The sequence below is a fragment of the Salinicoccus sp. RF5 genome, assembly GCF_020786625.1.
In the GTDB taxonomy this organism is placed as follows: domain Bacteria; phylum Bacillota; class Bacilli; order Staphylococcales; family Salinicoccaceae; genus Salinicoccus.
The window spans coordinates 338,874-352,551 of sequence record NZ_JAJGRC010000002.1; the positions used below are offsets into that span (position 1 = coordinate 338,874).

Here is a 13,678-nt window from a genome sequence, read left to right on the forward strand (position 1 = left end):
TATATTGATTGTATAGGTGTATTTAATGATAGTATATACTTACTCAAATATTCTGAAAAAGAGGTGACCTGATATGAGTTTGTATCAGCCAATCAAACAAGAAGGTTTATATCATTTCATGAACGAGCATGATGCATGTGGCATCGGATTCTATGCCAACATGGATAATGTGCGCTCCCATGGAATTGTCATCAAATCTCTTAAAATGCTCGAGAGATTAGATCATCGAGGAGGTGTCGGTGCTGACGGCATCACTGGTGACGGCGCTGGTATCATGACTGAAATTCCGCATGCACTTCTGCAGGAGGAAGTGGAAGAACTGCCGGAATTCGGTCAATACTCTGTCGGGATGTACCTGATTGATAATCAGGCATCTCTTGAAACTTTCAGGGAAGTTGTGCAGCAGACGGTGGAGGCTGAAGGGTTCAATGTAATCACCTTCAGGGAACTTCCGGTCGACGAAGGCGCCCTGGCCGATAATGTCCGGGAGACGCTGCCACAATTTTTGCAGGTGATTACGGACTGCAGTGATGCCCTCGACCTCTATTTCATGAGGAAGATGATCGAGCAGGCGCTTGAAGCGGTAGATGTCGAACATTATGTCGCTTCCTTCTCCAATGAGACGATCGTCTATAAAGGCTGGCTGCGTTCTGATCAGATCAGGCAGTTCTACATGGATCTCAGCGATCCGCGCTATGTATCGAAGTTCGGTTCGGTCCACTCCCGCTTCAGCACGAATACATTCCCAAGCTGGGCAAGAGCCCATCCGAACCGTCTCCTGATGCACAATGGTGAAATCAACACCATCAAAGGCAACTCGAACTGGATGAAGGCGCGTACGAAGCAGTGGCTGGTGGATACGTTCGGTGAGAGGGGCCGAAGGGTCGAAGCGATCATTGACGAATCAGGTAGTGACTCCGCCATCGTCGATAATGTCATGGAGTTCCTGAGCCTCTCCATGCCGCCTGAACAGGCAGCGATGATCATGATTCCCGAACCATGGAAGTATCAGGACTACGATAACCCGGTCATCAAGGACTTCTATGAATTCTACAGTTATCTCATGGAGCCATGGGATGGGCCGACGATGATCAGCTTCTGCGACAACCATAAGCTTGGAGCGTTGACGGACCGCAACGGTCTGCGTCCTGGACGATATTATGTGACGAAAAGCAATGAAATCATCTATTCCTCTGAAGTGGGCGTCGTTGATGTGGAAGAGTCTGAAATCCTCTATAAGGGTCAGCTCAGCCCGGGTAAGCTGCTGCTTGTCGATTTCGACCAGTCGAAGATCATCGAGAACGATGAGCTGAAGCACGGCATCGCAACATCGAAGCCATACAGTGAATGGATGTCCCAAAAGCGCAGTGAGAAGGTGGAAACGGCGCCATTCAAACGCAGTCCGGTGGACAAGGATATGCTGCACAATGTACTGGTGCGCTTCGGATATACGAAGGAAGATATAGAGAAATACATGAAACCTTTGACTTCGCAGGTGAAGGACCCGATCGGAGCGATGGGCTTCGACCAGCCGCTCGCCTTCCTGTCGAGTCATTCAAAACTGTTGTTCGATTATTTCAAGCAGCATTTTGCACAGGTCACCAATCCGCCGCTCGATTCCTATCGTGAGAAGATCGTTACGAGCGAAATCACATACCTCGGCAGGGAAGGGCATCTGCTCGATCCGGGAGTCAAGGCGGTCGATCGTGTACAGTTGGAGCTTCCTGTCATCGACGGACGGGTGCTTGCGCGTGAAGATGTAAAAAGGCTCGGTATAGCTGAAATCGACATCACATATACAGGCGCATTGAAGGATGCACTGTCCCACATACAGCATCAGGCTGCAGAACTGGCTAAAAAGCACGGTGTGCTCGTACTGACTGATGCACTTATTCTTGAGGACGAGGAAAGGTACGCCATTCCTTCGCTTCTTGCGACAAGTGCGGTGCATCAGGCACTGATCGGCCACGAACGCCGTACACTCACGAGCATCGTCGTGAAGACGGCGGAAGTGCGCGAAGTCCACCATGTGGCGACGCTGATCGGTTTTGGTGCCAATGCGGTCTATCCGTATATTGCACAGGAAACGCTCATCTCCGTATCGGAAGGGGACGAAACGGTGGTCGGCGACTACAACAAGGCGTTGACCGAGGGACTCATCAAGGTCATGGCAAAGATGGGCATCTCAACTGTACAGAGTTACCATGGTGCCCAGGTATTCGAAGCCGTAGGTATCGGAAAGTCTGTCATGGACCAGTACTTTGGCGGTGCCGTCTCGAAGATCGGTGGGCTGTCAATTGAGGATATCGATTACAGGAATAAAAAGATGCAGGACAGGAGGCTGGAATACCTGGAGTCCGGAACCAGATTCCAATGGCGTCAGCAGGGGGAGGACCATGTCATCAACCCGAATTCCATCCGTCTGCTCCAGGCGGCATGTCGGACGAATGACAAGCAGGCATATGAGGAGTACAGGGAAAACATGCATGAAAGCCATCATTCCAGCATCCGCCATCTGTTGAAATTCAAGTCCCGAAGACCGATTCCGATCGATCAGGTGGAACCGAAGGAGGAAATCGTCAAGCGCTTCAAGACGGGTGCCATGAGTTTCGGTTCCTTGTCTCAGGAAGCCCATGAGACACTTGCAGAAGCGATGAACCAGATCGGTGGACGCAGCAACAGTGGTGAAGGTGGAGAGAATCCGGAACGGTTTGAGCCGAAAGCGGACGGCAGGAATCTGAACAGTGCCATCAAGCAGGTGGCCTCCGGCCGATTCGGTGTGAACAGCGAATACCTGAACAGTGCGAAGGAGATCCAGATCAAGGTGGCACAGGGTGCGAAGCCGGGTGAAGGTGGACAGCTGCCGGGGCAGAAGGTCTATCCTTGGGTGGCTGAGATCAGGAACTCGACGCCGGGTGTCGGACTCATTTCACCACCGCCGCACCACGACATCTATTCCATCGAGGACTTGGCACAGCTGATACATGACCTTAAGAATGCCAACAAGGAAGCGGATATTTCCGTAAAGCTGGTTGCCAAAAATGGTGTCGGAACGATTGCTGCGGGTGTTGCGAAAGCCTATGCAGATAAAATTGTCATCAGCGGGTTCGATGGCGGGACAGGTGCATCACCGCTGACAAGCATCCAGCACGCCGGTCTGCCTTGGGAACTCGGACTGACGGAAGCGCATCAGACGCTGCAGCTCAATGGCCTGAGATCCAGGGTTACACTCGAGACGGATGGCAAGCTCATGACGGGCAGGGATGTTGCTATCGCATGTGCACTCGGTGCCGAGGAGTTCGCGTTCGCGACAGCACCGCTTGTCGTACTCGGCTGTGTCATGATGCGTGTGTGTCATAAGGATACGTGCCCGGTGGGCATCGCCACACAGAATGGTGATCTGCGTAAGCTGTATACCGGAAAAGCGGAACATGTCGTCAACTTCATGCACTTCATTGCTGAAGACATCCGGGAAATACTGGCGGAACTCGGCCTGAAATCCATGGATGACCTCGTCGGTGCCGTGGAGCACCTGGAAGTGGACAAGGAGAAGACGGCGAACCATCATCTTGGTGAGCTGGACCTGTCACCGATACTGACGCCTATCGATGGGGACAGAAGGAAAGTCGACGTGCAGCAACACCCATTCGAATGGTCTCTTGACGACCTCAACCTTCTGCCCGACTTCAAGGAGAAGGTAGAAGCGGGAGAATCGCACGAAGCAGCCTACCATGTCAAGAACAGGCACAGGAACATCGGTACACAGCTCGGCAGCCTGATCACGAACACCCGGGGCATGGAGGCGCTCGATCATGACACATACAAGGTCAATACATTCGGCCATGGCGGCCAGAGCTATGGTGCCTTCATTCCGCAAGGTTTGACGATGCATCATGTGGGTGACTTGAACGACTATGTCGGCAAGGGGATATCCGGCGGACGCATTGTCGTCCAGGCGCCGGTCGAGGAAAGGAGCCGTGACATCATCGCCGGCAATGTCTGCCTGTATGGTGCCATCAAGGGCCAGGTGTTCATCAATGGTGTTGCCGGAGAACGTTTCGGCGTCAGGAATAGTGGCGCGGAAGTGGTCGTTGAAGGTATTGGCGACCACGGTCTCGAGTATATGACAGGCGGACGCGTAGTAATCATCGGGGATATCGGGAAGAATTTCGCTGCAGGCATGAGCGGGGGTATTGCATATATCATAAATGAGAAGTCGGTCATCGAAAATCAGGTCAACATGAACCACGAAATGATCGAAGTCGGTCTCGTTGAAGATGGTGAAGAAATGGATAAGGTGAAGCACCTGCTCTACGGACACCAGTACTTCACGGGCAGCCAGAGGGCCCAGGACGCGATCGGAAAGATCGAATCCGGTGAAATTGAGGTCATCAAAGTCATCCCTGTCGAATACAGGAAGATGCAGCAGAGGATCAGGTATGGCCTCGAGAACAGCCATTCCTTGAAGGATGCCGAACTGAAGGCGTTCAATGGGGAACTGACGGTTGAAGACAAAGAACTTGAGAAGATGAATATATTCTAGGAAGGAGCGATGTGAGATGGGTGAGTTCAAAGGATTTATGAAACATCAGAGAAAGTCTCAGTCGGAAGAAGATCTGAAAGCAAGAGTTTCGAATTATGAGGCGTTCCAGCATCGCTTCTGCAACGAAGATGCACAGGAGCAGGGCGCGCGCTGCATGGAATGCGGCACACCATTCTGCCAGACGGGTGTCGGTGTAGGTAAGGAGACCGTCGGCTGTCCGATCGGCAACTATATTCCGGAATGGAACGACCTTGTCTATAAAGGGCAGTTCAAGGAGGCCTACAGGCGCCTTTCCGAAACGAACAACTTTCCTGAGTTCACGGGGAATGTATGTCCGGCACCGTGTGAATCTTCGTGTGTGCTCTCCATCAACAATGATCCGGTCGCAATCAAGGGGATTGAGCGCACAATCATCGATGAAGCCTTCGAACAGGGCTGGGTCGAGCCGAGGACACCGAACCACAGGCTGGATACACGCATAGCTATCATCGGCAGCGGACCTGCCGGTCTGACTGCAGCAGATGAACTGAACTCATGGGGGCATAATGTCGATATCTATGAAAGGGACATCAAGCCCGGCGGCCTGCTCAGGTACGGCATTCCAAACATGAAGCTGGATAAGGCTGTCGTGGAACGCAGGGTGGAACTGATGGAGGCGGCAGGTGTGAATTTCATCTGTGATGTCAATGTAGGTAAAGATGTGACGTATGAAGAACTTGATGAAAAATACGATGCGATCATCGTTGCGACTGGCGCACGCAAGCAGAGGGACTTGAAGCTTGAAGGCAGACAGAGCAAGGATATCCAGTTCGCGATGGATTATCTGACTGAACAGACACAGTACCAGTTCGGCGAAATCGAAGAACCGAGCATCACGGCAAAGGATAAGCATGTCATCGTCATTGGCGGCGGGGATACCGGGGCCGACTGTGTAGCGATGTCCTTGAGGGAAGGGTGCAAATCCGTCTTCCAGCTGAACAAATACGACCGTCTGCCGGACAAGGTGGATGGCAACCCGTTCTGGCCGCTCCAGAAGCAGGTGTTCAAGCTGGATTATGCCCATGCCGAATACGAGGGCGCTTTCGGTCAGGAACCGCGTGCCTACGGTGTTCAGACGATGGCATATGATGTGGACTTCGTCGGCGACCTGAAAGGGATCAATACACAGGTGCTCAGCCAGCAGCCTCTGAATGATATCACCATGGAAGACCAGGAACGCTATTTCAAGGCAGATCTTGTGCTCCTATCCATTGGTTTTGAAGGGGTGGAGAGCGAATTGCCGAAAGCCTTCCAGCTGCAGATGACGCATAATAAGATTGCAGCCGACGACAGCGACTACAAGACGAACAGGCGGAAGGTCTTCGCTGCAGGAGATGCAAGGCGCGGACAGAGCCTTGTTGTGTGGGCGATCAAGGAAGGGCGCGAAGTTGCCCGTGCAGCACATAAATTTGCGGTACAGAACAAAATATACTCATAAGTGGCATACCGGCTCCTCGAGCCGGTATTTTTCTGCGCTTGCAGACAATTCAATTATGTTATGATATCACTAATCATATTCAAAGAGTCTTACATATTAAGGAATGATCAAATGGATAGAGAACGTCTCTGGACGAGGGATTTTATCATTGTATTCATATTCAACTTCTTCATCATGCTTGCGATGTTTCTGCTCATGGTCACGATCAGCGGCTATGCAGTGGACGAGTTTGGCGTGTCGACCAGTACAGCAGGGCTGGTCGCTGGCATCTTCATCGTGGGATCGCTGGTCGGACGGGTGCTGACCGGCCACCAGCTGAGCCTGATGGGGGCAAAGAAGATCATGTACATCGGCACCGCCATGTTCATCATCACCTACGGGCTATATTTCGTCGCCGGCAATCTTCAGCTGCTGCTGATCGTCCGGTTCTTCAACGGGCTGGCCAACGGGGTTGCGACGACCGCAGTGGGTACGATTGCAGCGCTGGCCCTGCCAAGATCGCGCAGGGGGGAGGGCATCAGCTACTTCAGCCTGAGCTTTGTCATGGCGACGGCCCTCGGGCCTTTCATGGCTTTCTTCCTGCTGCAGCACATCACCTATCATATGCTGTTTCTGATCGTGTTCACACTCGTTCTGCTCGCCAGTGTGTTCACCATCTTCATCAAGACCGATAATACGACAATCGACCTGTCGAAAGAGCCGAAACCGAAATTCGAATGGATCGACAAGAATGCCATGCCGATCGGCATTGTGGTGCTGATCATCTGCATGACGTATTCGACGGTGCTTTCCTTCATCGCCTTATTTGCAGAAGAGCAGAATATCGTCGCAGCTGCGAGCTACTTCTTTCTTGTCTATGCCATAGTCATTCTCATGACGCGGCCGGTGACCGGGCGGCTTATGGACCAGAAGGGTGCGAACATCGTCATCTATCCCGCCTTCATCGTCCTGGCCCTCGGCTATCTGACGCTCGGCCAGACGGCTTCGGGCTTCATGCTGCTCCTGTCCGGTGTACTGCTCGGCTTCGGATACGGGAATTTCCAGTCGATCACCCAGGCCCTCTGCATCAAGGTGGCGGATGCAAAGAACGTGGGGCTTGCGACCTCCACCTACTTTATTGCCCTCGATTTTGGCCTCGGCGTGGGCTCATACATTCTCGGCACACTGGTGCCGACCCTCGGCTACAGCGGACTGTACAGTTCGATGGTACTGCTGGTGGCAGCTGGGGCCCTGGTGTACTACATGGTATACGGCAGGTATGAGGGCAAGAACGCGTAATATGCAGTAGACTATCATTAATGATGAAAAAGAGATGATCAAGTGAAAAGCGGTCATAAATCTTTGACGGATTCCGTCATCACCCGACAAAATGTCATATTATTCATAGCGGCTGTCATGTTCATCGGTTCGCTCATCTATACCGGCATTGCTCCAGGCGTCAGCTGGACGGCGGGCAGTGCGCTGTCGATTCTTCTGCTCGGCCTCATACTGTGGGCTTTCGAACCCGTCCCTTTCGGGATGACATCGATGATCATAATGGTCCTGCTCGTCATGCTGCAGACGGTGAACATCGATGTCATGCTCTCCGGCTTCTCCTCGCCTGCAGTCTTCCTCGTGGTTGCAGGTGTCATGCTTGTCCAGGGTGTCGGTCAGACACCGCTGATTCAAAGGATTTCATATAGGCTCGTCTATAGGCTCGGTACATCGCTAAGGGGGCTTTTCATAGGCATATTCGTACTGATACAATTCCTCGCCTTCTTCATCCCGACCAACAGTGTGCGTGCGACGCTTCTGCTGCCATTGGCGACACGGGTGGTCGACAGCATCGGTGCGGAGGAGACGTCGAACTACAATAAGCTGATCATGGTCGGCATCGCCTTCGCCACCAACCTCAGTGCCGTCGGTGTGCTCACAGGTGCCGTCAGCAACATACTTGCCGTCGAACTGCTGAACGCCTATACGGAGTACAGCATCACCTATCTCCAGTGGTTCCTTTATGCCCTGCCGCTATGGGTGATATTGACCATCATCATTCCGTTCGTCCTGCTGTGGTTCTATCCACCGGAAGAGGTGGATACGGAGTCGCTCCATGAGGAGATGGAAGCTGCCTACAGGGAATTCGGGAAGCTGTCCGAGGCCGAATGGAAATGCATCGCTGTGCTGATTCTTACAGTTGTGTTGTGGATGCTCGAATCCGTTCATGGCTTCCATCCGGTCATTCCAGCGATGCTTGCCGTCGTGCTGATCACACTGCCGAAGGTGGGGTTTGTAAATTGGAAGGCTGTCGTCAACATCAATTTCGACCTCATCCTACTGATTGGTGCTTCGTTGTCACTCGGCTATGCCTTGACCGAATCCGGTGCACTGGATGTGCTGACCGATGCCCTGCTCACGGACACGCTGGTCCAGCTGTTCTCGAATCCCTGGGTCGCGATGGTGGCGGTAATCATCATCTCACAGCTCTACCACATGGTCGTCACCAATATATCGACTGCCGTCGTGACGCTGGTGCCGATCATCATCACAATCTCGGTGGAGGTGGGACTCAACCCGGTCATGATGACTTTCGTCACCGCCATCACCCTGCTGTTCGGCTTCATACTGGCCATCCAGTCGATGCCCAATGTCATCATCTATAATGAAGGGCGCATCAGGCAGAAGGACCTTGTGAAGCCAGGCATCGTCATCACTATCATCAGCGCCATTGCCACAATTCTTGTCGCTTTCACGTTCTGGAATATATTCGGCCTATGGCCATAAAAAAGCAGCGTATGCCCAAACGGGCATACGCTGCTTTCTGCTTGGGCATCAGACATTCTGGGGAACGTCCAACCATTCCTCCGCCCATTTCTGCAGTTCATTCATGAAAGGCTCCATTGCCTTGCCTTTGTCGGTAAGCATATACTCTATTCTGACCGGGGTTTCCGGGTAGACTTCACGCTTGACGATGCCTTCTTTCTCGAGTGTTTTCAAACGCTCCGAGAGGACACGGCCGCTGACGCCCATGGACGATTCAAGGTTGCAGAAACGTTTGGGTCCATCCATTAGCTGATGGATGATGAGTCCTGTCCACCTCTGGCCGAGAACGCCCATGGCATTTTCAAATTTAGGACAGATCGAATAATCCATATCATCACTCCTTGAAAAATAGTATACCTCTTTTCTCCCCCATATTACAAATGTTTGGGAAGCCGGGCTCGTTTAAATCGGGGGAGGGGCGTTTAAGCACATCTGAATCGGCTAAACATTATATGAAACCTGTATTATTAAGAACGAAAAAATAAATGGAGAAGGTGGATTTTAAATGAGTGCAAAAGATGATGCAATCGATAAGCATATGAAACATGTCATCAATTTCAGAAGGCGGCTTCACCAGGAGCCGGAGCTCAGCTTCAAGGAATTCGAGACGACGAAGCTTGTCGCTCATGGACTTGAAGATACACGCATCAAATTCTACGACCTGTCCGAGAAGACCGGACTGATCGGTATGCTCGAGAAGGATCCGAGCTATGAATACATCGGTGTACGTGCGGATATGGACGCATTGCCGATCACCGAGCAGACGGACCTCGCTTTCAAGTCTGAAAATGAAGGGGTCATGCATGCATGCGGTCACGATATCCATACGAGCATCATCTACGGCTTCGCAAAGGTCATAGACGACCTCTATGACGACCTGAAATATAACCTGGTCTTCATCTTCCAGCCTGCCGAAGAGACATTGGAAGGGGCGGAGTACATCAAACAGGAACTCAAGCGCCTCGAGATTCCAATCGACAAGATGATCATGTATCATACATGGCCGAACCTTGAGGAAGGCCTCGTCGGGTACAGGGAGGAAGAAATGATGGCGGGATCGATCGGCTTTGATGTGAAGCTGAAAGTGAAGGGCGGGCATGCGGCCCATCCGGAGAAGACGGCCGACCCGGTGTATCTTGCGACGAACATCATCCAGTTCATGCAAGGTGTCGCATCGCGCTTCAACAATCCGGCGACACCCGTCGTCATCACCGTCGGCCAGATCCATGCCGGAGAGAAGAACAATGTCATCCCGGATGAATGCAATTTTGGCGGTACCATCCGGAGCTTCTCGGAGAAGTCCCTGGAACTGGCGCAGGACATGATCGAGAACTATACGAGTGGACTGATGAAGATGGCGGATGCCGGATGCCATGTTGAATTCAGTCGATACTGCCCGCCGGTCATCAACAACCCGGAACTCGTGGACGATTTCATCAACAGTGGAGACGATGTGAAATTCCATGAACTCAAGGAGCCATCCATGGGGTCGGAGGACTTTGCATTCTACATGCAGGACTATGTCGGCGCCGCATTCCGCATCGGTACAATGATGAAGGACGAGGAGAAGAGCGGCTATTCACTGCACAGCCCCGAAATCGTATTCTCTGAAAAGAGTCTGGAAACAGGTATCCGGGCTCTGGTCAACTTTGCAACGAAAGCACATTAGACATGTGCCTTCATTCAGATGTGTTTCTTGATTCCAGGTGGATCCTGCTATAGTATTTGATACAGCAGATGATGAAAGTGGGATATTCACTTGGTAATGATTGAAAAGGCACTGAACAATAATGTTGTGATCGGGAAAGATGAATTTGAAGAAGTCGTGCTGATCGGCCGTGGCATCGGCTTCGGGAAGAAGCAGGGCGATACGCTCGAAATCGAAGAGGCGGACAAGGTATATAAGCTTGAAGGCCAGCAGGATACGAGCAGATACCAGACTCTCCTGACGATGGCGGATGAGAAGCTGTTCCAGTCGACGCTCGAAGCCATCGAGCTGATTGATGACATGACTACAGAAGACATCAACAACAGGATACTCCTGTCACTGACGGACCACCTTCTGTTTGCCATGAAGCGGCTGGAGGAGGGCATCGAGATCAGCAATCCTTTCGTCAATGAGACGAAGGCACTCTATCCGAAGGAGTACAGCATCGCCGAAGCGGTCGTCGATATGTTCAACAGCAAGTATGGCATCAAGCTGCCCGAAGCGGAGGTGGGATTCATCGCCCTCCATGTGCACTCGTCCATCTACAACCGTTCGCTCCGGGATATGAATGTATTGTCAGAAGTCGTCCATCAGGCCATCGTCATCATCGAGCAGGGGCTCGATACGACGGTCGACCAGTCCTCAATACAGTATGACCGCTTCGTGAGGCATATCAGCTTCTGTGTCCAGCGGGTGATGAAGGGCGAGAGTGTGCCGTCGCAGGATGCTTTCGATTCACTATTGAAAACCGAATACCCCGTGTGCTATAATATAGCTGTAAAAATTGTGAAGATGATACAGAATAAATTGCAGCGCAAGGTGTACGACTCGGAGGTCGTCTATCTTACGATGCACATACAGCATTTCAAGCATTATTCTAAATAGACGTGTTACCGCAAGGGCATGAGTTTATAGGAATAGTTTATTTAACTATACCTGTATACTCATGCCTTTTTCTGTGGATTCTTCACGAAACGATAATATTCATACTTAGGAGGAAATACTTATGTTCAAAAAGCTTTTTGGACAGCTGCAGCGCATCGGTAAAGCTTTGATGCTCCCGGTTGCCATACTGCCTGCTGCCGGTCTCATGCTCGGTATCGGTGCCGCCATGCAGACTGAAGCGATGGTAGAGTGGCTGCCATTCCTTGAGGCCGGATGGCTCATTGCCCTATCCGATATGCTCCAGGCCGCCGGTGGCGTCGTCTTCGACAACCTGGCGCTGCTGTTTGCACTCGGTGTCGCCGTCGGACTTGCGAGGGGTGACGGCGTTGCCGCCGTCGCTGCCTTCGTCGGCTACATGATCATGAACGTTACAATGGGACAGATTGCCAATGTCACACCGGAAATGGCAGCTGAAAACCCTGCCTATGCCAACGTGCTCGGCATCCCGACAATCCAGACAGGTGTATTCGGCGGTATCATCATCGGTGTCATCGCCGCATGGGCCTACAACAGGTACTACAACATCAATCTGCCGGACTTCCTTGGTTTCTTTGCAGGGAAACGCTTTGTGCCGATTGTGACAGCAGTATTCTCATTCATCATCGGACTGGCGATGTTCGTCATCTGGCCTCCGATCCAAAACGGAATGAATGAAGTTTCACTCTGGCTGATGGAAGAGAATACGGCAATCGGCGTATTCGCATTCGGTACGATCAAACGGCTGCTCATTCCATTCGGACTGCACCATATATTCCACGCACCATTCTGGTTTGAATTCGGTACGTATACGAATGCAGCCGGAGAAATTGTACGGGGCGATCTGAACATCTTCTTCGCCCAGCTGCGTGACGGCGTAGAACTGACTGCAGGAAACTTCATGCAGGGTGAATTCCCGGTCATGATGTTCGGTCTGCCTGCAGCGGCTCTGGCGATGTACCATGCTGCACGTCCTGAACGTAAAAAGTACGTTGCCGGCATCATGATATCTGCAGCACTGACAAGTTTCCTGACAGGTATCACTGAGCCATTGGAATTCTCATTCCTGTTCGTTGCGCCACTGCTCTATGTCATCCACGCACTGCTCGATGGACTGAGCTTCCTGATTCTCTATCTGCTTGATGTGAATCTCGGCTATACATTCTCGGGCGGCTTCATCGACTTCTTCCTGTTCGGAATTCTTCAGAACCGTACGGAATGGTGGTGGGTGATCATCGTTGGTCTTGTCTACGCGGTCATCTACTATACAGTCTTCAGGGTGCTCATCCATGCACTCAACCTCAAGACGCCTGGCCGTGAAGACGCCACTGCAGAAACCAGCACATCCACAGCACAGGAGCTCCCATTCAATGTACTCACAGCAATGGGTGGGGAAGAGAACATCAAACACCTCGACGCCTGCATCACACGTCTCCGTGTTGAAGTTAAAGATACTGCTGCCGTCGATGAGGCGGAACTGAAGGCGCTTGGGGCCTCCGGTGTCATGAAGGTCGGCAAGAACATGCAGGCCATCTTCGGACCGAAATCCGACCAGATCAGAAATGACATGCAACGGATCATCGATGGTGAAATCACTTCACCGGCCGAAGCGACAGTGACCGAATCGACGGAAGATGATGTCGAAGAGGCAGAAGGCGGACAGATGATGGATGATGCCAACAAGGACATCTATTCCCCAATCGAAGGGGAAGCGGTCGAGCTCACCGAAGTGCCGGACCAGGTCTTCAGCGAGAAGATGATGGGCGATGGTGTGGCCATCAAGCCGACAAGCGGTATCGTCCGCGCACCATTCGACGGTGAAGTCGTTACGGACTTCCCGACAAAACACGCATTGGGACTCACAAATGAAGGCGGACTCGAGCTCCTCGTCCACTTCGGACTCGACACAGTCAACCTGAAGGGCGAAGGCTTCGACCTCAAAGTCGCAGCTGGAGACAAAATCAAAAAAGGTGACGTATTGATGGAAGTCGACCTCGACTACATCAGGGAGAACGCGAAGAGCGATATTACTCCAATCATCATTACAGGACCGGCCGGTACGGAAATTGCTGCCAGGGAACTCGGTTCAGTTACAAATGACGATGTCGTCATCAACATCAAGTAATGGGGGAAGCAGCATGCCAAATGGCATGCTGCTTTTTTCATGCAGATATCAAAATTGTCACAAAAATGGTTTTAATCTACAATGTAGAAGAAGTCAATTTTACAA

8 protein-coding genes are annotated in these 13,678 nt (G+C 51.8%); 7 read left to right on the plus strand and 1 reads right to left on the minus strand.

Annotated elements, in window-relative coordinates; all coding sequences use genetic code 11:
• The first annotated feature begins 73 nt into the window (after positions 1-73).
• The 4 genes from gltB (at position 74) to LLU09_RS08590 (ending at position 8,780) form a co-directional block, all read left to right on the plus strand.
• Positions 74-4,543 (plus strand): glutamate synthase large subunit, encoded by a 4,470-nt coding sequence (gltB, locus tag LLU09_RS08575; RefSeq protein ID WP_228311377.1) that lies wholly within the window; start codon positions 74-76, stop codon positions 4,541-4,543.
• Between the two features lie 16 nt (positions 4,544-4,559).
• Positions 4,560-6,020, plus strand: a complete 1,461-nt coding sequence (locus tag LLU09_RS08580; RefSeq protein ID WP_228311378.1) for a glutamate synthase subunit beta — start codon at positions 4,560-4,562, stop codon at positions 6,018-6,020.
• A 111-nt stretch (positions 6,021-6,131) separates the two neighbouring features.
• The gene (locus tag LLU09_RS08585) at positions 6,132-7,298 is read left to right on the plus strand and encodes an MFS transporter (protein WP_228311379.1); all 1,167 of its coding nucleotides are present in this window, start codon (positions 6,132-6,134) and stop codon (positions 7,296-7,298) included.
• Positions 7,299-7,340: 42 nt separating this feature from the next.
• Complete coding sequence (locus tag LLU09_RS08590; RefSeq protein WP_228311380.1) at positions 7,341-8,780, plus strand: SLC13 family permease; 1,440 nt, start codon at positions 7,341-7,343, stop codon at positions 8,778-8,780.
• 48 nt (positions 8,781-8,828) lie between these two features.
• On the opposite strand, the gene LLU09_RS08595 is transcribed toward LLU09_RS08590, so the two are convergent.
• Positions 8,829-9,149 carry a winged helix-turn-helix transcriptional regulator gene (locus tag LLU09_RS08595; RefSeq protein WP_040106038.1) on the minus strand — a complete coding sequence of 107 codons (321 nt, stop codon included), beginning with the start codon at positions 9,147-9,149 and terminating at the stop codon, positions 8,829-8,831.
• Between the two features lie 175 nt (positions 9,150-9,324).
• Between LLU09_RS08595 and LLU09_RS08600 the strand changes: the two genes are divergently transcribed.
• From LLU09_RS08600 to ptsG, 3 genes are all read left to right on the plus strand, one after another.
• On the plus strand, positions 9,325-10,488 hold the full coding sequence (locus LLU09_RS08600) for a M20 metallopeptidase family protein (protein WP_228311381.1): 1,164 nt from the start codon (positions 9,325-9,327) through the stop codon (positions 10,486-10,488).
• 96 nt (positions 10,489-10,584) lie between these two features.
• Positions 10,585-11,412 (plus strand): glucose PTS transporter transcription antiterminator GlcT, encoded by an 828-nt coding sequence (glcT, locus tag LLU09_RS08605; RefSeq protein WP_228311382.1) that lies wholly within the window; start codon positions 10,585-10,587, stop codon positions 11,410-11,412.
• 121 nt (positions 11,413-11,533) lie between these two features.
• On the plus strand, positions 11,534-13,573 hold the full coding sequence (gene ptsG, locus LLU09_RS08610; RefSeq protein ID WP_228311383.1) for a glucose-specific PTS transporter subunit IIBC: 2,040 nt from the start codon (positions 11,534-11,536) through the stop codon (positions 13,571-13,573).
• Positions 13,574-13,678 lie beyond the last annotated feature (105 nt).

Bases quoted from the DNA above. Each gene is read 5' to 3' on its own strand.
- gltB (WP_228311377.1), top strand. From the start codon at position 74: ATGAGTTTGTATCAGCCAATCAAACAAGAAGGTTTATATCATTTCATG.
- LLU09_RS08580 (WP_228311378.1), top strand. From the start codon at position 4,560: ATGGGTGAGTTCAAAGGATTTATGAAACATCAGAGAAAGTCTCAGTCG.
- LLU09_RS08585 (WP_228311379.1), top strand. From the start codon at position 6,132: ATGGATAGAGAACGTCTCTGGACGAGGGATTTTATCATTGTATTCATA.
- LLU09_RS08595 (WP_040106038.1), bottom strand. From the start codon at position 9,149: ATGGATTATTCGATCTGTCCTAAATTTGAAAATGCCATGGGCGTTCTC.
- LLU09_RS08600 (WP_228311381.1), top strand. From the start codon at position 9,325: ATGAGTGCAAAAGATGATGCAATCGATAAGCATATGAAACATGTCATC.
- glcT (WP_228311382.1), top strand. From the start codon at position 10,585: ATGATTGAAAAGGCACTGAACAATAATGTTGTGATCGGGAAAGATGAA.
- ptsG (WP_228311383.1), top strand. From the start codon at position 11,534: ATGTTCAAAAAGCTTTTTGGACAGCTGCAGCGCATCGGTAAAGCTTTG.